This window comes from Vibrio sp. K4 (genome assembly GCF_051122595.1).
GTDB classification, from domain to species: Bacteria; Pseudomonadota; Gammaproteobacteria; order Enterobacterales; family Vibrionaceae; genus Vibrio; species Vibrio owensii.
In genome coordinates this window covers 290290-310656 of record NZ_CP178577.1, presented here as the reverse complement: position 1 = coordinate 310656, position 20367 = coordinate 290290, and the positions used below count along the sequence as shown (strand labels likewise).

Here is a 20367-nt window from a genome sequence, read left to right as displayed (position 1 = left end):
AACATTGTGTATAGTTACAGCGCTGATCGCTTTATAAGCACTGGTGAGTGGTTGGTTTTTTTAATTTTTAGGGAAGTAGATGTCAGATGCCGGAAATTAAACAATTATTCGAAAATAACTCTAAGTGGTCAGAAGAAATCAAATCTGATCGCCCAGAATATTTCGCAAAACTAGCGGAAGGTCAAAAGCCCGACTTTCTATGGATTGGTTGTTCAGACAGTCGTGTTCCTGCAGAGCGACTAACAGGGCTGTTCTCGGGCGAGTTATTTGTTCACCGAAATGTTGCAAACCAGGTCATCCACACCGACCTAAACTGCCTATCTGTGGTGCAATACGCGGTCGACGTATTAAAAGTGAAGCACATTATTGTCTGTGGTCACTATGGCTGTGGCGGCGTCAACGCTGCAATCGATAATCCTCAACTTGGCCTCATCAACAACTGGCTACTTCACATTCGTGATCTTTACTTCAAACACCGCCCTTACCTAGACCAAATGCCACTTGAGGACCGAGCTGACAAACTTGGTGAAATCAACGTTGCAGAGCAAGTTTACAACTTGGGTAACTCGACCATCATGCAAAACGCATGGGAGCGTGGGCAAGACGTAGAGATTCATGGCGTGGTATATGGGATTGAAGATGGACGCTTAGAGTACTTGGGCATTCGCTCAAACTCGAAAGAAACGGTGGAAGCGTCTTACCAAAAAGCACTCTCTACTATCCTGAACACAGATAACAAACTACTGTGTCGATGAGTTGAGAAGTATCAGCCAGACTGAATAAAAGAAAACGCCCGTTAAGTGATTAACGGGCGTTTTTGTATTCTTTGCAAAAGAGTAATGATTACTCTTGAGGTACCACTTTGCCGATGAACGGTAGGTGACGGTATTTCTGAGCGTAGTCGATACCCACACCAACAACGAACTCATCAGGAATAGCAAAACCAACGTAATCAACTGGCACTTCAACTTCGCGACGTGACGGCTTGTCTAGCAATGTACAAATCGCAATAGACTTAGGCTCGCGTAGAGATAGGATTTCACGGATCTTGTTTAGCGTGTTACCTGTGTCGATGATGTCTTCTACGATCAGTACGTCTTTGCCTTTGATGTCGTCATCTAGGTCTTTCAGGATACGCACGTCACGAGAGCTTTCCATTGTGTTGCCGTAGCTAGAAGCGGTCATAAAGTCGACTTGGTGAGTCAGTTCGATTGCACGTGCCAAATCTGCCATAAATACAAATGAACCACGCAGCAAACCAACCATTACCAGATCTTCGCTACCTTGGTAACGTTCAGTAATTTGTTTGCCTAATTCACGAATACGTTCCTGAACTTCTTGCTCAGAAATCATCACTTCTATTGTATGTTTCATACTGTGCTCAATTTTCTTTGTGGGTTGAGGTTGGTCGTACGCAAACGATCACCTTATCTTGCGGCGTGTAGTGTAACACCCTGCACCATGGGTTAAAAGCCGCTTCCCATTCCATTGAATTCTTGGATGAAAGTCTTAATTTTAGAACTTATCTAGTTGAATGAAACATCAATAATGACATTACTGTCTATAAATTACGCATCAGATGTTGACCTTGCACATATGCACCATTACACTCATCAATGCTTTAAGCAACTATTAAAATAATCAATTAGGGGATCATCCCCAAAACATCAACTCAAATGGCAAGGAAAATGGATATGGACTCAATAGCAAAGAGACCTCGTACTAGGCTTTCCCCTCTAAAACGTAAACAGCAACTGATGGAAATCGCTCTTGAAGTGTTTGCTCGTCGCGGCATTGGTCGTGGTGGTCACGCAGATATTGCAGAGATCGCTCAAGTTTCTGTTGCGACAGTATTTAACTACTTCCCTACTCGTGAAGACTTAGTGGATGAAGTTCTGAACCACGTTGTTCGTCAATTCTCGAACTTCTTGTCTGATAACATCGACTTAGACATCCATGCACGTGAGAACATCGCCAACATCACTAATGCAATGATTGAGCTAGTAAGCCAAGATTGCCATTGGCTGAAGGTTTGGTTTGAGTGGAGTGCATCAACACGTGATGAAGTATGGCCGCTGTTCGTGACCACAAACCGCACAAACCAACTATTGGTGCAAAACATGTTCATCAAAGCGATCGAACGTGGTGAAGTTTGTGACCAACATGAACCGGAACATTTGGCGAATCTGTTCCACGGTATTTGCTACTCTATCTTCGTACAAGCGAACCGCTCTAAGAGCGAAGCTGAGCTATCAACGCTCGTTAGCGCTTATCTAGATATGCTGTGCATCTACAACCGTGAGCATCACTAAAAATAATTAGGCTTAAAATAAAGGCTGATACTTAGGTATCGGCCTTTTTTGTTTTTGGGAAGCGAGAAGCGAGAAGCGAGAAGCGAGAAGCGAGAAGCGAGAAGCGAGAAGCGAGAAGCGAGAAGCGAGAAGCGAGAAGCGACCTTATTTTGTCTTTCGAGGGACAAATTCCGTCAACTCCTTTTTGAGCAGGGTCTCTTTCAATAGCCTCCTCTCGATTTATAAACCGGAGCGCTCCCGAATCTCCAAGCACAGCATTCTTTTCTTCCAATAAAAAAACCGCTGACGAATCAGCGGTTTTTATCATTCAACGTTCAAGAAAAATTACTTTTTCTTTTTAACTGCTTTTTTGTTTGGAAGGTCAGTGATTGAACCTTCAAATACTTCAGCAGCTAGACCCACAGACTCGTGTAGAGTTGGGTGAGCGTGAATAGTTAGTGCGATATCTTCAGCATCACAACCCATCTCGATAGCTAGGCCGATTTCACCAAGTAGTTCACCACCGTTAGTACCAACGATAGCACCACCGATTACGCGGTGAGTTTCTTTATCGAAGATTAGCTTAGTCATACCGTCTGCACAGTCAGACGCGATTGCACGACCTGATGCTGCCCATGGGAATGTTGCCACTTCGTAGTTGATGCCTTCTGCTTTCGCTTCTTTCTCTGTCTTACCAACCCATGCCACTTCTGGCTCAGTGTAAGCGATTGATGGAATAACTTTAGGATCGAAGTAATGCTTCTTACCAGAGATAACTTCTGCAGCAACGTGACCTTCATGCACACCTTTGTGAGCAAGCATTGGTTGGCCAACTACGTCGCCGATTGCGTGGATGTGAGGAACGTTAGTACGCATTTGCTTATCAACGTTGATAAAGCCGCGCTCGTCCACTTCAATACCTGCTTTTTCAGCATCGATAAGCGCACCGTTTGGTACACGACCGATAGCAACAAGAACCGCATCGTAACGCTCAGCTTCTGCTGGCGCTTTTTTGCCTTCCATTGAAACGTAGATACCATCTTCTTTCGCTTCAACTGCAGTTACTTTAGTCTCAAGCATTAGCTTGAACTTGTCTTTAATACGCTTAGTGAAGACTTTAACGATGTCTTTATCCGCAGCTGGGATAACTTGGTCAAACATCTCTACTACGTCTACTTTAGAACCTAGTGAGTGGTAAACCGTACCCATTTCTAGACCGATGATACCACCACCCATGATAAGCAGTTTTTCTGGTACTTCTTTCAGTTCTAGCGCATCCGTTGAATCCCAAATACGTGGGTCTTCATGCGGGATGAATGGCAGTTTGATTGGGCGAGAACCCGCAGCAATGATAGCGTTGTCGAAGTTAACCGTTGTTGCTTCGCCTTCGCCTTCTACAAGGATAGAGTTAGGGCTTGTGAACTTACCGTAGCCGTTTACTACAGTAACGTTACGCATCTTAGCCATACCGCTAAGACCGCCAGTCAGTTGGTTTACAACTTTCTCTTTCCAGATACGGATTTTGCTGATGTCTGTTTGTGGTTCGCCAAACACAACACCGTGCTCAGCCATCGCTTTCGCTTCTTCGATAACTTTTGAAACGTGAAGAAGTGCTTTAGATGGAATACAACCAACGTTTAGACATACACCGCCAAGAGTGCTGTAACGTTCAACTAGTACTGTTTCTAGACCTAAGTCCGCACAACGGAATGCAGCTGAGTAACCAGCAGGACCAGAACCAAGTACAACAACTTGGGCTTTAATTTCTTTGCTCATTGTGACCTCTTGTAGTCATTATCCCTAACAGGCTGAGTAGATGTTCTTAAATTATTAGGCTTTCAAACGGTCAATATTTTACAGAGATGTTAACAGTGTGAAAGCAGCTTTAAGTTAGCCTGTGAGCTAGACAACAATTCATCTTTCAGATTCTGAACGATGTGAGAAATTGTCGTCTAAAAATAGTCTTTTATATAAAGAAGTAAGGTGACCCGAAAGCCACCTTAACTATTACTTTCTATATTACAGTACTAGGCGACGAATGTCTGATAGTGCACCGTTTAGGAAAGTAATGAAGCGTGCACCTTCTGCACCATCGATCACACGGTGGTCGTATGATAGAGACAGTGGAAGCTGTAGACGTGGTTCGAACTCTTTGCCGTTCCACACTGGCTTCATTTCAGATTTAGATACACCTAGGATACCAACTTCTGGCGCGTTTACGATTGGTGTAAACGCTGTACCGCCGATACCGCCAAGGCTAGAGATTGTGAAACAACCGCCTTGCATATCAGCAGCTGTTAGCTTGCCTGCACGTGCTTTCTTAGAAACTGCCATTAGTTCTTCAGATAGCTCGTAGATACCTTTCTTGTTCACGTCTTTAAATACTGGAACAACAAGGCCGTTTGGCGTATCTACTGCAATACCTACGTTCACGTACTTCTTAAGAATGATGCTTTCGCCATCTTCAGAAAGTGAAGAGTTAAACGCTGGGAACGCTTCTAGTGCTTTCGCTACCGCTTTCATGATGAACACAAGAGGAGTGATCTTCATGCCAGTGTCTTTCTTCGCTTCGATTGCGTTCTGTTCTTTACGGAATGCTTCTAGCTCAGTGATGTCAGCGTTGTCCCACTGTGTAACGTGAGGGATCATCACCCAGTTACGATGTAGGTTTGCACCAGAGATCTTCTTGATCTTAGACAGCTTCTGAACTTCAGTTTCGCCGAACTTGCTGAAGTCAACTTTTGGCCAAGGTAGTAGACCAAGCGCTGCACCGTCGCCTTTGCCAGATGCTGCTGCACCTGCGCCAGACTCAAGACGCTTAAGCGCATCTTTCACGTAGTTTTGAACGTCTTCTTTTAGGATACGGCTCTTACGACCAGAACCTTTAACCTTAGATAGGTTTACGCCAAACTCACGAGCTAGACGACGAACAACTGGAGACGCATGTGCGTATTCGTTGTTTTCTTGGAAATCATTCGCTGCAGGTGCCGCCGCTGGAGCTTCAGCTTTTGGTGCAGGAGATGCTGCTGGAGCAGGTGCTGCCGCAGGAGCCGCTGCTGCAACTGGAGCTGCAGGAGCAGGTGCTGCGCCTTCAACAACGAAAGTCATGATTAGAGAGCCAGTCGTTACTTTGTCGCCTTCAGCAATCTTGATCTCTTTAACTGTACCTGCGAATGGTGCAGGTACTTCCATAGAAGCTTTGTCGCCTTCTACAGTAATTAGAGATTGCTCTTCTTCTACTGTATCGCCAACTTTAACCATGATCTCAGTAACTTCTACTTCGTCACCGCCGATATCTGGAACGTTAACTTCTTTGTCCGCAGCTACCGCAGGAGCCGCCGCAGGTGCTGCTGGCGCTTCAACCGCTGCAGGAGCTGGAGCCGCTGCGCCTGAGCCTGCTACTTCAAATACCATCACAAGAGAGCCAGTTGTTACTGAATCGCCTTCAGCAATCTTGATCTCTTTAACCGTACCTGCAAATGGTGCTGGTACTTCCATAGAAGCTTTGTCGCCTTCTACAGTTAGAAGTGATTGCTCTTCTTCTACTGCATCGCCAACTTTAACCATGATCTCAGTAACTTCTACTTCGTCGCCACCGATATCAGGAACGTGAACTTCTTTTAGTTCTGCTGCCGCCGCTGCTGGAGCTGGAGCTGCTGCTGGAGCCGCTTCCGCCGCAGGAGCAGGTGCAGCGTCAGCTGCACCCTCGGCTTCGAAAATCATGATAAGAGAACCAGTTGTTACTGAATCGCCTTCTGCAACTTTGATTTCTTTTACAATACCTGCTTGAGACGCTGGAACTTCCATAGAAGCTTTGTCGCCTTCAACAGTGATCAGAGACTGTTCTTCTTCAACCTTGTCGCCAACGCTTACAAGAATCTCAGTAACTTCAACCTCATCCGCACCGATGTCAGGTACATTAATTTCGATTGCCATTGCTTATTTACCTTCTAGTTAAGCGCTGTATTAAGCGTAAAGTGGGTTAGTTTTTTCAGTGTCGATGTTGAACTTAGCAATTGCTTCAGAAACAACAGACTTCTCAACATCACCACGTTTCGCTAGTTCAGTTAGTGCTGCAACTACCACGTAGCCTGCATTAACTTCGAAGTGACGACGTAAGTTCTCACGGCTGTCTGAACGACCGAAGCCGTCAGTACCAAGAACTTTGTAAGACTCAGTTGGCATGAATGCACGTACTTGCTCAGCGTAGTTCTTCATGTAATCCGTCGCAGCGATTGCTGGTTCGTTACCAAGAACAGTAGTGATGTAAGGTACTTTCGCTTCAGCTTCTGGGTGAAGCATGTTGTAACGCTCTGCATTTTGACCATCACGAGTTAGCTCGTTGAATGAAGTTACAGAGAACACATCAGATGCTACGCCGTACTCTTCACTTAGGATAGTCGCTGCTTTACGTACTTCGTTCATGATAGTACCAGAGCTCATTAGCTGAACTTTACCCTTAGCACCCTCGTGAGACTCAAGCTTGTAAATACCTTTACGAATGCCTTCTTCAGCGCCTTCTGGCATTGCTGGCATTGCGTAGTTTTCATTCATTACTGTTAGGTAGTAGTAAATGTTTTCTTGCTCAGGACCGTACATACGACGGATACCATCTTGCATGATTACTGCTAGCTCGTAAGCGAATGTTGGGTCGTAAGAGATACAGTTCGGGATAGTGTTCGCTTGAATGTGCGAGTGACCATCTTCGTGCTGTAGACCTTCACCGTTCAGTGTTGTACGACCAGCTGTAGCGCCTAGTAGGAAGCCACGAGCTTGTTGGTCACCTGCTAGCCATGCCATGTCACCAATACGTTGGAAACCGAACATTGAGTAGTAGATGTAGAACGGGATCATTGGCAGATCGTTTGTGCTGTAAGAAGTAGCAGCAGCAACCCAAGATGCCATTGAACCTAGTTCGTTGATACCTTCTTGAAGAACTTGGCCTGATGTTGCTTCTTTGTAGTAAGAAACGATGCCTTTATCTTCAGGTGTGTATTCTTGACCGTCTGGGTTGTAGATACCCACTTGACGGAATAGACCTTCCATACCGAACGTACGCGCTTCATCACAGATGATAGGAACGATGTTCTTACCGATGTTCTTGTCTTTAAGCAGGATGTTCAACGTACGTACGTAAGCCATAGTCGTTGAGATTTCACGCTTCTGAGCACCAAGTAGAGGAGCAAACTCTTCTAGCTCTGGTACTTTGAACTCTTGTGTAAACTTAGGTAGACGCTGTGGCGTGTAACCTTTCAGTGCTTTACGACGAGCATGTAGGTATTCGTACTCAGCAGAACCTTCTTCCAGTTTTAGGTAAGGCAGTTCAGCTACTTTCTCGTCAGAAAGAATGTCTTGTAGACCTAGACGATCACGTAGGTATTGTACGTGAGTCATGTCCATCTTCTTAACACCGTGAGCGATGTTCTTACCTTCAGCCGCTTCACCCATGCCGTAACCTTTAACAGTCTTAGCTAGGATTACCGTTGGCTTGCCGCTTGTTTCTTTTGCATTGTTAAATGCAGCAAACAGCTTAGAAGAATCGTGACCACCACGCTTCAATTCGAAGATTTGGTCATCAGTCATGTCTGCAACTAGTGCAGCAGTCTCAGGGTACTTACCAAAGAAGTGCTCACGTACGTATGCGCCATCTTTAGATTTGAATGTTTGGTAGTCGCCATCGATCGTTTCGTTCATAAGCTGTAGTAGCTTACCAGTCGTATCTTTAGCTAGTAGTGCATCCCAGTTGTTACCCCAGATAACTTTAACTACGTTCCAACCTGCACCTTTGAATAGACCTTCAAGCTCTTGAATGATCTTACCGTTACCCATTACAGGGCCATCTAGACGCTGTAGGTTACAGTTGATTAGGAAACATAGGTTGTCTAGCTTCTCACGCGCAGCGAAAGAAATTGCACCACGTGATTCTGGCTCATCCATCTCACCGTCGCCTAGGAAAGCGTATACACGTTGAGCAGAAGTATCTTTAAGGCCACGGCCGTTTAGGTACTTAAGGAAACGTGCTTGGTAAATAGCAGAGATAGGACCAAGACCCATAGATACTGTTGGGAACTGCCAGAACTCAGGCATCAGTTTAGGGTGTGGGTATGAAGGAACACCTTTACCGTCTACTTCTTGACGGAAGTTGTCTAGCTGCTCTTCAGTTAGACGGCCTTCAACGAACGCACGAGAGTAGATACCTGGTGAGATGTGACCTTGGTAGTAAACTAGATCGCCACCGTCCGTCTCGTTTGGAGCACGGAAGAAGTGGTTGAAACAAACTTCGTAGAACGCTGCAGCTGACTGGTAAGAAGCCATGTGACCACCTAGGTCTAGGTCTTTCTTAGAAGCACGCAATACGATCATGATTGCGTTCCAGCGAATAATCGAACGAATACGACGCTCAAGAGTTACGTCACCAGGGTAAGCTGGTTCTTGTGCAGCTGGAATAGTGTTGATGTAGTTTGTGTTGATGCCAGTTGGCATATCAACGCCGTCTAGACGTGCTTTTTCTAGAACGGTTTCTAGTAGAAACTGTGCACGTTCTACACCTTCTTCACGAACAACTGATTCAAGGGCTTGTAGCCAATCTTGAGTTTCCAGTGCATCTACGTCATGCTTCATGTCAGACATGGCGATCTATCCTTCTGTTGGTTGGATCTACTTATTTAAGTAAGCGGTTCTTGTATTAAGAATCGTTACCTTGCTGAATTCGACGCAGAGAACGCTCTCGTCGAGACTCTTCTCGAGTCAAATCCAACAATGTTTCTTCGATATAAGCTAAATGTGAGTGAGACATTTCACGCGCCTTTTCAGGCTGACCAGAAACAATCGCATCCACGATATTAGCTCTGTGTTTACTTACTTTATCGACCACTTCTTCGCGGCGATGTAAGAGCTTTAGATTCTGTAGAACATTTTGCTCAAGCAAAGGCGCAAGGCTACGAACAATATGAAGCAGAACAACGTTGTGTGCCGCTTCTGTTAAAGCAATAAGAAACTGCATTACTGCCGCTGCTTCTGCTTCAACGTTGTCGCTTTTTTGCTCTTCACTGATTTGATTCAGGCAAGCTTGAATGCGTGCAAAATCTTCTTCGGTACCACGCAATGCTGCAAAGTACGCCGAAATTCCTTCCATCGCATGACGCGATTCAAGTAGGTCTAACTGCGTTTCGGAGTGAGTCGACAATAAGTTCAACAAAGGATCTGAAAAGCTTTTCCAGATGTTTTCGCTAACAAATGTGCCACCGCCTTGACGGCGAGTAAGCAAACGCTTTGCTTCCAAGCGTTGAATGGCTTCACGGACAGATGGACGAGACACATCGAACTGCTTAGCGAGTTCGCGCTCTGGTGGCAACTGCTGCCCCGGAGACAATGTTCCTTCCACAATCAACCTTTCTAACTCTTGTTCAATAACATCAGAGAGTTTTGGCTGACGAATCCTTTGATAAGCCATAATTTATTGTTCTTCTACTCTTGCAGGTAATTGGTAATACCAATTTTAAGATGGTGCAGAAATTAACATAATTAAAACGCCACTGTCCAGCCAAAAATTGACCTAAATCATAGAATGGACTTGCAACCAACACTCTGATAACAATCGACTATTAAAACGGCAATAAAATTGGTATGACCAATTACATAAACAAAACAGATGGGAGCTCTGCGTGCTAGTAAATTTGATCAACAAAAACAAAAAATGACAAAATTATCTGTACACTTTTGCACCGATCGCCGATTTAAGCGTTCAAAATGTAGTTAACTTTTAACAAGCGCTCATATTTCTTGTATCGAAAAAAGGCATACCTGAGTGTATGCCTTATTTATTTCTGTTTTTTGAATTTACACTTTCGCTACAAGTTAGCGTTTTATCTGGTGCCGGAACTTGACCCAGTCAAAGCTTAGACCAGGATCGGCTTTTCTCAAGGGAGCGATATACTGATGCCCCGTGATTCTCGGCAAGGTGATTTTTGGATAGGAATGCATAACAGCTTGGGTCAATGCAGTAAGTGATTGATATTGCTCTTCTGTGTACGCAACAAACTCAGTACCTTCCAACTCAATACCAATTGAATAGTCATTACAGCGTTCTCGGCCAGCGAAACTGGATTGTCCTGCATGCCATGCTCTGTCTAAAAAAGAAACAAACTGAACAATCTCGCCATCACGCTTAATTAAACAATGTGCCGAAACGCCCATTTTGTGAATTACTTCAAAAAATGGGCATGCATTGGGGTCAAGGTTGCCCGAGAAAAAGTCTTCTATATAAGAGCCACCAAATTGACCTGGTGGCAGGCTGATGTTGTGAACCACCAGCAGAGAGATGTCATCTTTATCAGAACGAGCATCAAAAAATGGCGATGGGACGTGCTTAGCCTCCGTCAACCAACCATTCTCGATTTTTAGGCACATATCAACCTCTCTACTTTGCAAATTAACTGCTGAAATTATTGACACCGGAGAGTATCATTCGTTGCCATCTCCCTTTCAAGACAAGATTTGCGATGAAGAACACACACAACAGCCAAGAACGCCTAGAATACCTTAAGCAACAACTTCCATTAGAAATCACTCGCGCCGTAGCCGATACCCTAAAAGAAGATCTAGGTGGCACATTGGATGCAGACAAAGACATCACCGCATCGCTTATCCCAGCTGACGCTATTAACACCGCAACCATCATCACTCGTGAACACGGTGTGTTTTGTGGCCAAGCTTGGGCAGATGAAGTATTTAAGCAACTGGGTAGCAAAGTAACCATCGAGTGGCATGTAAAAGATGGCGACAAGGTTGAACCAAACCAAACACTTTGTACACTGACAGGTCCTGCTCGTGATTTGCTCACTGGCGAGCGCAATGCAATGAACTTTATTCAAACCCTTTCAGGTTGCGCGACCATTACCGCTGAATACGCAGAGAAAATTGCTCACACTGAATGCCGTCTATTAGATACACGTAAAACGATTCCTGGTCTACGTAGTGCGCTTAAATACGCAGTAGCTTGTGGCGGTGGTTTCAACCATCGTATCGGTGTGTTCGATGCCTACCTTATTAAAGAAAACCACATCATTGCTTGTGGCGGCATTACTCAAGCGATCACTACCGCAAAAGAATTAAACCCAGGCAAGCCTGTTGAAGTTGAGACGGAAAGCTTGGAAGAGCTAAAAGAAGCGATCGAAGCGGGTGCAGACATCATCATGCTAGATAACTTTACTACAGATATGATGCGTGAAGCGGTCGCGATCAACGCAGGTCGTGCAGCATTAGAAAACTCAGGCAACGTAACTCTAGAAACCATCGCTGAATATGCAGAAACTGGCGTCGATTACATCTCGGTAGGTGCTTTGACTAAGCACCTAAAAGCGATGGATCTTTCGATGCGCTTCAAGTAATTCCAGAGAACCAAGCGAGACTAACTCTCTTAATCTCATAGAGTTACGCTTTTCAAACCGCAATAAAGAGCCGCAAGGCTCTTTATTTTTATCCGCTTAAAAAATAACACCACTCGCAAAACCTTGCATGCAATATGCAACTACAGTGCAAAGATCTTTATCTCACTCGAGAGCCACTTCGTTTCCAGTTTCCACTTGTTTCTACTCTTTTTACTCTTCTGCCCCATGCATAAGCATTAACTAAATTTATCTTAAGGAAAGAAGATGAAAACGAATAAACAGAAAAAGCAGCAAGGTTTTACGCTGATTGAATTGATGATTGTCGTGGCGATTATCGGTATCTTGGCTGCGTTTGCAGTGCCTGCTTACCAAAATTACACTAACAAAACTCACGCTTCTGAAATGCTCAGCACTGCTTCAGCTATGAAAGCTGGTGTAGGTGTTTGTCTGTTAAGTGGAGGAACTAATTGCGCAGCTGGACAACCCAATGTTCCCGCAGCTCAGGACTTTGATAAGGGTACAGGAAATGCATTTGCCATAACGTCTGACGTTGCAGTCACTGCTGCTGCAACCTCATCAGCAGCCGCGACTATCACAGGAACAGTTACTGCAACTGTAGATGGAACAAAAGGTAAAGCTGGTCTTAAAAAGAACGGAACGATTAAATTGACGCCTACGTTAACTATGTCAGGAGTTACATGGGCTGTAACGTGTGATCTTGGTAGTAATGACTTCTGCCCTAAAAGTTAAATGCTAACCAACCTCTCAACAGTTCTTCGCCAAGCTGGGATACTGACCTTTTCTCAAGAAGAGCTGTTACTTGAGCAAGCTAAAGCTTCTGGTATATCAATGCCAGAAGCTTTACTCAATTCTGGCTTTTTCCAATCTCATGAATTAACGGAGCACCTGAGCTCTGTTTTCGGGCTTTCTTGCACTTCTCTCAATCAGTACGAGTACGCTTCGTTATGCCAAACGCTAGGTTTGCGAGATTTGATCACTCGGCACAACGCTCTGCCGCTTAATCGCACCTCATCAACTTTGATTCTCGCGGTTGCTGACCCAACCAACCTTCAAGCCGAAGACGACTTTCGTTTTGCAACAGGTTTGCAAGTCGAGCTTGTTTTGGCTGATTTTCGCGAGCTGACCGCTGCAATTCGGCGCTTATATGGCCGAGCACTTGAGCAGGAGAAGTCGGGATTAAAAGAAATAAACCAAGATGAGCTCGCAAGCTTGGTTGAGATTGGAGATGATGAGATTGAGAACATTGAAGATCTCAGTCAAGACGAATCCCCCGTCAGTCGTTATATCAACCAAATCTTACTCGATGCGGTTCGTAAAGGCGCTTCCGATATTCACTTCGAACCCTACGAAAACATGTATCGAGTGCGTTTACGCTGCGACGGCATCTTGATTGAAATTCAACAACCACCTAGCCACTTAAGCCGTCGTCTCTCTGCCCGAATAAAGATCCTATCTAAGCTTGATATTGCTGAGCGCCGTTTGCCGCAGGATGGGCGCATCAAGCTCAAATTAAACCAAGACACCGCAATTGATATGCGTGTCTCCACACTGCCAACTCTGTTTGGAGAAAAGATCGTACTGCGTTTACTCGACAGTAGCTCTGCCTCGCTAAATATTGACCGCTTGGGTTACAGTGATGAGCAGAAGCAACTTTATCTGGATGCGCTAAAACGGCCACAAGGTATGATTTTGATGACGGGGCCGACAGGTAGTGGTAAGACCGTTTCTCTTTACACAGGGCTAAGCATTCTTAATAAAACAGAGATCAACATCTCGACTGCGGAAGACCCAGTGGAGATTAATTTACCCGGCATTAACCAAGTTCAAGTACAGCCTAAGATCGGTTTTGGTTTTGCCGAAGCACTTCGTTCTTTCTTACGTCAGGATCCTGATGTGGTCATGGTGGGCGAGATCCGGGACCTCGATACGGCAGAAATCGCGATCAAAGCATCGCAAACTGGTCACTTGGTTCTTTCCACTTTACATACCAACTCGGCCGCTGAAACCGTAATCCGCTTATCCAACATGGGGGTGGAAAGCTTTAACCTTGCCTCCTCACTCAGTTTGATCATCGCCCAGCGGTTAGCACGTAAACTCTGCCCACACTGCAGACAGCCGCAAGAACCAAATGCCCAACTGCAGCATATTGGGATCATCAGCACAGAGCATGTTTTTAAAGCCAATCCAGATGGTTGTAACGAGTGTACCCACGGTTATTCAGGTCGAACGGGCATCTATGAAGTGATGAAGTTTGATGAATCCCTATCCGAGGCGCTCATAAAAGGAGCTTCAGTACACGAATTAGAAAAACTTGCTATCGCCAAAGGGATGCAAACCCTACAAATGTCTGGCATAGAAAAACTCAAACAAGGCGTCACTAGCTTCAGTGAATTACAACGCGTTCTCTACTTTTAACTTTTTCAGAAATTTTAGGCAGTCACTCCGCTTATGAAAACCATCACTCCTCAACTTAAGAACTACCGTTGGAAAGGCATCAATAGCTCGGGCAAAAAGACCTCAGGTAATGTCCTCGCCATGACCGAAATTGAAGTGAGAGAACGCCTCGACGCGCAGCACATAAAAATTAAGAAACTGAAAAAAGGCAGTATTTCTTTTGTCACCAAACTGAGCCACAGAGTCAAAGGGAAAGACATCACGGTGTTTACCCGCCAAATTGCTACCATGCTAATGACGGGTGTACCAATCGTTCAAGCACTTAAATTGGTTTCAGAGAATCATAAAAAAGCTGAAATGAAATCGATTTTAATGAGTGTCACAAGGGCGGTAGAGGCCGGAACACCAATGTCGAAAGCCATGCGTACAGCTAGCACGCATTTCGACCCGCTTTATACCGATTTAATCGCAACGGGTGAGCAGTCTGGTAACTTATCCCAAGTCTTCGAGCGTTTGGCAACCTACAGAGAAAAAAGCGAACAGTTGCGCGCGAAAGTGATCAAAGCGCTTATTTATCCGGCCATGGTTGTCTTGGTTGCCTTAGGGGTTTCCTACCTAATGCTGACTCGGGTTATTCCTGAGTTTGAAAAGATGTTTGTAGGCTTTGGTGCGGATTTACCTGCTTTTACTAAGATGGTATTAGACCTCTCTGCTTGGACTCAAAACTGGGGCCCTTTCATTGGACTCGGTTTCTTGAGTCTCTTGATCGCCTCAAAAGTCATATCGAACCGCTCTGATTCTTTCAAGCTATTGCTCACTCGCTCCAGTTTAAAGATTCCCATCTTGGGGCCTGTTTTATCCAAAGCCGCCATTGCCAAGTTTAGCCGTACGCTTGCCACCAGTTTCAGTGCCGGCATCCCAATTCTCACCGCGTTAAAAACCACCTCAAAAACCTCGGGTAACATGCACTATCAACTTGCAATAGAAGAGGTATACCGAGATACGGCTGCGGGTATGCCAATGTATATTGCTATGCGCAACTGCGATGTCTTCCCCGAGCTAGTATTGCAAATGGTCATGATTGGCGAAGAATCTGGCCGCTTGGATGACATGCTCAACAAGATTGCAGCAATTTACGAGTTTGAGGTCGACAATACCGTCGATAACCTAAGTAAGATTTTAGAGCCACTTATCATCGTTTTTCTCGGTGTCGTTGTTGGCGGTTTGGTCACAGCAATGTACTTGCCAATCTTTAACTTGATGAGCGTATTGGGATAGAATGATCCTTTAGCAAATTAATTCCTTCAAAACAGCACCTTGCTTGTTTGATTCATCGCTCAAGAGACAGATATGGAAGTATTCCAGTACTACCCATGGCTATTCGTTGTATTTGCCACGGTTTTCGGTTTGATCGTGGGTAGTTTCCTCAACGTTGTTATTTATCGATTACCCAAAATCATGGAATTAGAATGGCGACGCGAATGCGCGGAATCGTTCCCTGAATACAAAATCGAACCACCAAAAGAGAAACTGACATTAAGCGTACCACGCTCATCTTGTCAGCAATGTGGGACACAAATTCGTATTCGTGACAATATCCCAGTGATTAGTTGGTTGCTTCTGCGCGGTAAATGTCACAACTGCCAATCTCCTATCAGTACACGCTACCCTCTTATCGAACTGCTTACTGCCTTTTGTTCGGGTTTTATCGCTTTTCACTTCGGTTTTAGCTACTTCACTGTCGCGCTGGTTTTCTTTACCTTTGTATTGATTGCCGCCACATTTATCGATCTCGATACCATGCTGTTGCCAGACCAGCTTACATTGCCATTAATGTGGGCAGGTATTGCGCTCGCGCTTTCTGGTATCAGTCCTGTGAGCCTACAAGATTCCGTCATTGGTGCAATGGCAGGTTATCTGTGTCTTTGGAGTGTTTACTGGTTGTTTAAGCTCCTTACAGGCAAAGAAGGCATGGGTTATGGTGACTTTAAACTCCTTGCCGCATTAGGTGCTTGGTTGGGTTGGCAATCGCTACCGATGATCATTCTGCTTTCATCAGTAGTGGGCGTCATCTTTGGTCTTATCCAACTGCGTTTGCAAAAACAAGGTATCGAGAAAGCCTTTCCTTTCGGCCCTTACCTTGCAATTGCGGGATGGGTGAGCCTAATTTGGGGCCATCAAATCCTCAACTGGTACTTTACGTCGATTCTAGGAGTGTAAATGGCTTTTGTTATTGGCTTAACCGGCGGTATTGCAAGTGGCAAAACCACGGTGGCAAACCTATTCAAACAGCAGTTCAAAATCGACATTGTCGATGCTGATATCGTAGCTCGCGAAGTTGTTGAGCCGGGAACTCCCGGACTTAATGCTATCGTTGAACACTTTGGTGCGGATATTGTTCGCGATGATCAGACACTTGATAGAGCCAAATTAAGAGAAAAGATTTTCTCTAATCCAGAAGAGAAAGCATGGCTTAATGGTTTATTGCATCCGATGATTCGTGAAAAGATGATCGAAGATTTGGAGCAAGTCACATCGGACTATGCCCTCTTGGTTGTACCTTTATTGGTAGAGAACAAGCTTGATAGCTTATGTGATCGAGTTCTTGTCGTCGATGTTGACCCACAAACCCAGATCTCCAGAACCGTAAAACGCGATAACGTAAGCGAAGAGCAGGCAAATGCGATCTTGGCGTCCCAGGCTTCTCGTGAGCAACGGCTTGCTCTGGCGGATGATGTGGTGAAGAATAATCCAGATGACCCAGATCTTTTGCTTCAAATCACAGATTTACACGAAAAGTACCTAGCCATGTGTAAGAAAAATCTGCGAAAATAGGAATGAAACTCACCAAGGCTAATGTCGATGACCACGCACAAATTTGAACATCCGTTAAATGAAAAAACTCGCATCTATTTAAGAGTTGAGTCTTTGCTGCGTCAGGCTCATCTAGCCTCAAGTTTTGCTGATAACCATCAATATCAGCTGTTCTTTCGTGCCCTTTTCGATATGGTCGAGATCTTCGAGCAAATCCAGCTCAAAAGCGAACTGGCTAAAGATCTTGAAAAGCAGCGCTTAGCTTATCGTAACTGGCTCAATGTTGATGGCGTAGATCAACAAGCACTGAATGAGCTTCTAAAAGAGATCGATGTCGTACACAGCCAATTGATGGCAGCTGAGCGCTTCGGCCAAGCATTAAAAGAAGACCGCTTCTTAAGTTCAATTCGCCAGCGTTTCAATCTACCTGGTGGTTCATGTTGTTTCGACCTACCCGCTTTGCATTATTGGCTTCACTTACCGATTGAGCGTAAAAAGCACGATGCTAACCAATGGCAAGCCAGCTTAAAGCCGCTTTCTGATGCGTTAGCGCTTTGGCTAAAACTTACTCGCGAAACGGGTCACTTCAAAGCGCAAATCGCCCGCGCAGGCTTTTTCCAAAGTGATGCTGATGAAGCCAATATTTTACGTTTGCACATCCCAATGGAATACGGTGTCTACCCGATGATTTCGGGTCATAAGAACCGTTTCGCCATCAAGTTTATGGCTTTCGAAAGTGGTCAAGCTTGCACGCAAGATGTCGAGTTTGAACTTGCTGTTTGTAGCTAAGCTCAACAAGCACTACTATTGCCTTAATACCTTTGAACACCGAATAAATAGGACGAATGACGATGTCTAAAATTACAGTCGTTCCATGCCCACAATGTGGCGCTGACGTTGAGTGGGGCGAACAAAGCCCTCACCGCCCTTTCTGTAGCAAGCAGTGCCAAATGATTGATTTTGGCGAATGGGCTGATGAAGAAAACGCCATCGCCGGTGCTCCGGATATGTCGGACAGCGATGGTTGGTCTGAAGACCAGTACTAAAGAATTGAGAAGCTAGAGTCGAGAAACAAGGACGCTAAGCTTTGAGAATAATTAAGGGGTTGATGTGAGAGCATCGACCCTTTTTGTTTTTCGGGATTCGGGATTCGGGATTCGGGATTCGGGATTCGGGATTCGGGATTCGGGATTCGGGATTCGGGATTCGGGATTCGGGATTCGGGATTCGGGATTCGGTTCATTTTGTCTTTCTAAGGACAAATTCTGTCAACACCTTCGAGACCAAACTTCTTGCACTAACCATCCAACCACACCTCTCGGTTCCTAAAGCGAAGCGCTCTCAAATCTCGAAGCGTAGCGTTCCCGATTCTCGAAGGACGAAGTCCGTTCTTTTCCGCGCATAAAAAAACGGAGCCCAAATGAGCTCCGTTTACTATGAGAACGCTAGTTATAGCATTACTTCTTAGCAAGTTTCTCTTTGATACGAGCTGACTTACCAGAACGCTCACGTAGGTAGTACAACTTGGCACGACGTACTGCACCACGGCGTTTAACTTCGATGCTATCAACAACTGGAGAGTGAGTTTGGAACGTACGCTCAACACCTTCACCGTTAGAGATCTTACGTACAGTGAAAGCAGAGTGAAGACCACGGTTACGGATTGCGATTACAACGCCTTCAAAAGCCTGTAGACGCTCACGCTCACCTTCTTTAACTTTAACCTGAACTACAACAGTGTCACCTGGTGCAAATTTAGGCAGGCCTGATTTCATTTGCTCTTCTTCAAGAGCCTTGATGATGTTACTCATTTTTTAAATTCCTAGAATAAACTGATACTAAATAAATTAGGTTACTTTGCGTTATGTTCACTAATGAACTCAGCAAGTAATTGTTCCTGTTCGTCAGTCAGAGCTAGGTTTTCCAGGAGCTCTGGTCTTCTTAGCCAAGTTCGGCCTAGCGACTGCTTTAGTCGCCATTGACGAATGTCCTTGTGGTTGCCTGACATCAGTACCGCTGGCACTTCTTTATCATCCAACACTTCAGGACGCGTATAGTGAGGGCAATCTAACAAGCCATTTGCAAAAGAGTCTTCTTCTGCTGACGCGAAATCCCCTAGTACACCCGGAACAAACCGAGAGACAGAATCGATTAACGTCATGGCTGGTATCTCACCACCCGTCATCACAAAATCACCAATCGACCATTCTTCGTCGACTTCAGATTGAATGATGCGCTCATCTACCCCTTCGTAACGGCCACAAATCAGAAGTAAATTCTCGTTTGTTGCCAGTTCTTCTACTCCTTTTTGGTCGAGCTTGCGACCTTGAGGAGAAAGGTAAATGACTTTCGTCTTACCCGGTGAGGCTGCTTTCGCGGTATGAATGGCATCGCGCAAAGGCTGAACCATCATTAGCATACCAGGGCCACCACCGTAAGGTCGGTCATCGACAGTGCGATGCTTGTCGTGAGTGAAATCGCGAGGATTCCAAGTCTCAATCGACAAAAGACCTTTTTTAACCGCTTGACCTGTTACCCCAAAATCAGTAACAGAACGGAACATTTCAGGAAACAGGCTAATTACGCCAACCCACATGTTTATCTCGCTCTGTAATTTTTGAGATTAGAATCCAGGATCCCAGTCAACTTCGATCCGTTGAGCTTCGCGATCAACTTTGATGATCACTTGCTCTTCAAGGAACGGGATTAATCGTTCCTTCTGCCCGAAAGCATCTTTAAGATTTGCTTTAACAACCAGAACATCGTTTGAGCCAGTTTCTAAAATGTCAGATACGACACCTAGATCGTAACCTTTAGTGGTTACTACTTGCATCCCAAACAATTCACGCCAGTAGAACTCATCTTCTGACAATTCAGGGAGTACCGCAGGGTCGATAGCAATTTCAAAGTTTGTCATTAGATGCGCGTCTTCACGAATATCTAGACCTTCCAGCTTAGCCACCATACCTTTGTTATGGCGCTTCCAGCTTTCTACTTTGTACTCAACCCACGTACCCTTTTGGTTAATAAACCAAGGGCTGTAATCGAAAATGCTTTCAGCATTGTCTGTGTAGGAAAAAACTTTAAGCCAACCACGAATGCCGTAAGTAGCACCAAACTTGCCTACAACAATCTTTTCGTTGCTCATTGTTTCTTTACCTTTCATCGACATAAACTAGTTTCTACTTCTAAAGTAAAAAAATTAAGCCGCTTTTTGAGCGTCTTTAACTAGCTTAGCAACGCGGTCAGATAGAGACGCGCCTTGACCAACCCAGTGGTTAACGCGGTCTAGGTCTAGACGTAGACCTTCTTCTTGACCTTTTGCAGTTGGGTTAAAGAAACCAACTTTCTCGATGAAACGGCCAGTTGCAGCGTTGCGGCTGTCCGCTACTACGATTTGATAAAATGGACGCTTTTTAGCGCCGTGACGTGCCAAACGAATGGTTACCATGTCGTCC

21 protein-coding genes are annotated in these 20367 nt (G+C 45.0%); 10 read left to right on the top strand and 11 right to left on the bottom strand.

Annotated features, from left to right (window positions below; all coding sequences use genetic code 11):
- The first annotated feature begins 86 nt into the window (after nt 1-86).
- Nucleotides 87-755, top strand: a complete 669-nt coding sequence (gene can / locus ACLIIY_RS01570) for a carbonate dehydratase (protein WP_005439355.1) — start codon at nt 87-89, stop codon at nt 753-755.
- Between the two features lie 88 nt (nt 756-843).
- Here can and hpt read toward each other — a convergent pair whose 3' ends face one another.
- A complete protein-coding gene (gene hpt / locus ACLIIY_RS01565; protein WP_005439354.1) occupies nt 844-1374 on the bottom strand; it encodes a hypoxanthine phosphoribosyltransferase in 531 nt (176 codons plus the stop codon).
- 320 nt (nt 1375-1694) lie between these two features.
- Between hpt and opaR the strand changes: the two genes are divergently transcribed.
- Nucleotides 1695-2312, top strand: coding sequence for a transcriptional regulator OpaR (gene opaR, locus ACLIIY_RS01560; protein ID WP_009707563.1), 618 nt, complete (start codon nt 1695-1697; stop codon nt 2310-2312).
- Between the two features lie 31 nt (nt 2313-2343).
- Here the strand turns inward: opaR and ACLIIY_RS01555 are convergent, their stop codons facing one another.
- The 6 genes from ACLIIY_RS01555 to ampD all read right to left on the bottom strand — a co-directional run bounded on the left by ACLIIY_RS01555 (nt 2344) and on the right by ampD (nt 10700).
- On the bottom strand, nt 2344-2619 hold the full coding sequence (locus ACLIIY_RS01555) for a hypothetical protein (RefSeq protein ID WP_434528022.1): 276 nt from the start codon (nt 2617-2619) through the stop codon (nt 2344-2346).
- Between the two features lie 17 nt (nt 2620-2636).
- Nucleotides 2637-4067 carry a dihydrolipoyl dehydrogenase gene (gene lpdA, locus ACLIIY_RS01550; RefSeq protein ID WP_005438019.1) on the bottom strand — a complete coding sequence of 477 codons (1431 nt, stop codon included), beginning with the start codon at nt 4065-4067 and terminating at the stop codon, nt 2637-2639.
- Nucleotides 4068-4310: 243 nt separating this feature from the next.
- Nucleotides 4311-6227 (bottom strand): pyruvate dehydrogenase complex dihydrolipoyllysine-residue acetyltransferase, encoded by a 1917-nt coding sequence (gene aceF, locus ACLIIY_RS01545; RefSeq protein WP_434528021.1) that lies wholly within the window; start codon nt 6225-6227, stop codon nt 4311-4313.
- A 30-nt stretch (nt 6228-6257) separates the two neighbouring features.
- A complete protein-coding gene (aceE, locus tag ACLIIY_RS01540; protein WP_009707565.1) occupies nt 6258-8921 on the bottom strand; it encodes a pyruvate dehydrogenase (acetyl-transferring), homodimeric type in 2664 nt (887 codons plus the stop codon).
- A 55-nt stretch (nt 8922-8976) separates the two neighbouring features.
- Nucleotides 8977-9744, bottom strand: a complete 768-nt coding sequence (pdhR, locus tag ACLIIY_RS01535; RefSeq protein WP_005438026.1) for a pyruvate dehydrogenase complex transcriptional repressor PdhR — start codon at nt 9742-9744, stop codon at nt 8977-8979.
- A gap of 404 nt (nt 9745-10148) precedes the next feature.
- Nucleotides 10149-10700, bottom strand: coding sequence for a 1,6-anhydro-N-acetylmuramyl-L-alanine amidase AmpD (ampD, locus tag ACLIIY_RS01530; protein ID WP_061011013.1), 552 nt, complete (start codon nt 10698-10700; stop codon nt 10149-10151).
- Between the two features lie 92 nt (nt 10701-10792).
- On the opposite strand from ampD, the gene nadC reads away from it, so the two are divergent.
- The 8 genes from nadC (at nt 10793) to yacG (ending at nt 17955) form a co-directional block, all read left to right on the top strand.
- Nucleotides 10793-11680 carry a carboxylating nicotinate-nucleotide diphosphorylase gene (nadC, locus tag ACLIIY_RS01525; RefSeq protein ID WP_409581145.1) on the top strand — a complete coding sequence of 296 codons (888 nt, stop codon included), beginning with the start codon at nt 10793-10795 and terminating at the stop codon, nt 11678-11680.
- Between the two features lie 264 nt (nt 11681-11944).
- Complete coding sequence (locus ACLIIY_RS01520; RefSeq protein WP_050905229.1) at nt 11945-12430, top strand: pilin; 486 nt, start codon at nt 11945-11947, stop codon at nt 12428-12430.
- Nucleotides 12431-14116: a type IV-A pilus assembly ATPase PilB gene (pilB, locus tag ACLIIY_RS01515; protein ID WP_434528020.1), complete on the top strand. Its 1686-nt coding sequence runs from the start codon at nt 12431-12433 to the stop codon at nt 14114-14116. It abuts the gene before it with no gap.
- A 33-nt stretch (nt 14117-14149) separates the two neighbouring features.
- Complete coding sequence (locus ACLIIY_RS01510) at nt 14150-15373, top strand: type II secretion system F family protein (RefSeq protein WP_434528019.1); 1224 nt, start codon at nt 14150-14152, stop codon at nt 15371-15373.
- Between the two features lie 72 nt (nt 15374-15445).
- The gene (locus ACLIIY_RS01505) at nt 15446-16315 is read left to right on the top strand and encodes a prepilin peptidase (protein WP_434528018.1); all 870 of its coding nucleotides are present in this window, start codon (nt 15446-15448) and stop codon (nt 16313-16315) included.
- Nucleotides 16316-16930 (top strand): dephospho-CoA kinase, encoded by a 615-nt coding sequence (gene coaE / locus ACLIIY_RS01500; RefSeq protein ID WP_039840283.1) that lies wholly within the window; start codon nt 16316-16318, stop codon nt 16928-16930.
- Nucleotides 16931-16957: 27 nt separating this feature from the next.
- The gene (gene zapD / locus ACLIIY_RS01495) at nt 16958-17698 is read left to right on the top strand and encodes a cell division protein ZapD (protein WP_038896791.1); all 741 of its coding nucleotides are present in this window, start codon (nt 16958-16960) and stop codon (nt 17696-17698) included.
- 62 nt (nt 17699-17760) lie between these two features.
- Nucleotides 17761-17955 carry a DNA gyrase inhibitor YacG gene (gene yacG, locus ACLIIY_RS01490; protein WP_009707573.1) on the top strand — a complete coding sequence of 65 codons (195 nt, stop codon included), beginning with the start codon at nt 17761-17763 and terminating at the stop codon, nt 17953-17955.
- Nucleotides 17956-18366: 411 nt separating this feature from the next.
- Here yacG and rplS read toward each other — a convergent pair whose 3' ends face one another.
- From rplS to rpsP, 4 genes are read right to left on the bottom strand one after another with little or no spacing between them, the layout of a single operon-like run.
- Nucleotides 18367-18720 carry a 50S ribosomal protein L19 gene (gene rplS / locus ACLIIY_RS01485; protein WP_005438036.1) on the bottom strand — a complete coding sequence of 118 codons (354 nt, stop codon included), beginning with the start codon at nt 18718-18720 and terminating at the stop codon, nt 18367-18369.
- A gap of 41 nt (nt 18721-18761) precedes the next feature.
- Nucleotides 18762-19505 carry a tRNA (guanosine(37)-N1)-methyltransferase TrmD gene (trmD, locus tag ACLIIY_RS01480; protein WP_005425529.1) on the bottom strand — a complete coding sequence of 248 codons (744 nt, stop codon included), beginning with the start codon at nt 19503-19505 and terminating at the stop codon, nt 18762-18764.
- A gap of 27 nt (nt 19506-19532) precedes the next feature.
- Nucleotides 19533-20081, bottom strand: coding sequence for a ribosome maturation factor RimM (gene rimM, locus ACLIIY_RS01475; protein WP_005438038.1), 549 nt, complete (start codon nt 20079-20081; stop codon nt 19533-19535).
- Between the two features lie 30 nt (nt 20082-20111).
- Entirely contained in the window at nt 20112-20360 is a 249-nt protein-coding gene (rpsP, locus tag ACLIIY_RS01470) for a 30S ribosomal protein S16 (protein WP_005438039.1), read from the bottom strand.
- Nucleotides 20361-20367: the final 7 nt, after the last annotated feature.

What these genes read in the sequence shown, in the direction of transcription:
- aceE (WP_009707565.1), bottom strand. Translation starts at nt 8,921, where the DNA reads ATGTCTGACATGAAGCATGACGTAGATGCACTGGAAACTCAAGATTGG.
- pdhR (WP_005438026.1), bottom strand. Translation starts at nt 9,744, where the DNA reads ATGGCTTATCAAAGGATTCGTCAGCCAAAACTCTCTGATGTTATTGAA.
- hpt (WP_005439354.1), bottom strand. Translation starts at nt 1,374, where the DNA reads ATGAAACATACAATAGAAGTGATGATTTCTGAGCAAGAAGTTCAGGAA.
- nadC (WP_409581145.1), top strand. Translation starts at nt 10,793, where the DNA reads ATGAAGAACACACACAACAGCCAAGAACGCCTAGAATACCTTAAGCAA.
- yacG (WP_009707573.1), top strand. Translation starts at nt 17,761, where the DNA reads ATGTCTAAAATTACAGTCGTTCCATGCCCACAATGTGGCGCTGACGTT.
- opaR (WP_009707563.1), top strand. Translation starts at nt 1,695, where the DNA reads ATGGACTCAATAGCAAAGAGACCTCGTACTAGGCTTTCCCCTCTAAAA.
- ACLIIY_RS01520 (WP_050905229.1), top strand. Translation starts at nt 11,945, where the DNA reads ATGAAAACGAATAAACAGAAAAAGCAGCAAGGTTTTACGCTGATTGAA.
- ampD (WP_061011013.1), bottom strand. Translation starts at nt 10,700, where the DNA reads ATGTGCCTAAAAATCGAGAATGGTTGGTTGACGGAGGCTAAGCACGTC.
- pilB (WP_434528020.1), top strand. Translation starts at nt 12,431, where the DNA reads ATGCTAACCAACCTCTCAACAGTTCTTCGCCAAGCTGGGATACTGACC.
- lpdA (WP_005438019.1), bottom strand. Translation starts at nt 4,067, where the DNA reads ATGAGCAAAGAAATTAAAGCCCAAGTTGTTGTACTTGGTTCTGGTCCT.
- rpsP (WP_005438039.1), bottom strand. Translation starts at nt 20,360, where the DNA reads ATGGTAACCATTCGTTTGGCACGTCACGGCGCTAAAAAGCGTCCATTT.
- trmD (WP_005425529.1), bottom strand. Translation starts at nt 19,505, where the DNA reads ATGTGGGTTGGCGTAATTAGCCTGTTTCCTGAAATGTTCCGTTCTGTT.
- zapD (WP_038896791.1), top strand. Translation starts at nt 16,958, where the DNA reads ATGACCACGCACAAATTTGAACATCCGTTAAATGAAAAAACTCGCATC.
- can (WP_005439355.1), top strand. Translation starts at nt 87, where the DNA reads ATGCCGGAAATTAAACAATTATTCGAAAATAACTCTAAGTGGTCAGAA.
- ACLIIY_RS01505 (WP_434528018.1), top strand. Translation starts at nt 15,446, where the DNA reads ATGGAAGTATTCCAGTACTACCCATGGCTATTCGTTGTATTTGCCACG.
- ACLIIY_RS01510 (WP_434528019.1), top strand. Translation starts at nt 14,150, where the DNA reads ATGAAAACCATCACTCCTCAACTTAAGAACTACCGTTGGAAAGGCATC.
- rimM (WP_005438038.1), bottom strand. Translation starts at nt 20,081, where the DNA reads ATGTCGATGAAAGGTAAAGAAACAATGAGCAACGAAAAGATTGTTGTA.
- rplS (WP_005438036.1), bottom strand. Translation starts at nt 18,720, where the DNA reads ATGAGTAACATCATCAAGGCTCTTGAAGAAGAGCAAATGAAATCAGGC.
- ACLIIY_RS01555 (WP_434528022.1), bottom strand. Translation starts at nt 2,619, where the DNA reads ATGATAAAAACCGCTGATTCGTCAGCGGTTTTTTTATTGGAAGAAAAG.
- aceF (WP_434528021.1), bottom strand. Translation starts at nt 6,227, where the DNA reads ATGGCAATCGAAATTAATGTACCTGACATCGGTGCGGATGAGGTTGAA.
- coaE (WP_039840283.1), top strand. Translation starts at nt 16,316, where the DNA reads ATGGCTTTTGTTATTGGCTTAACCGGCGGTATTGCAAGTGGCAAAACC.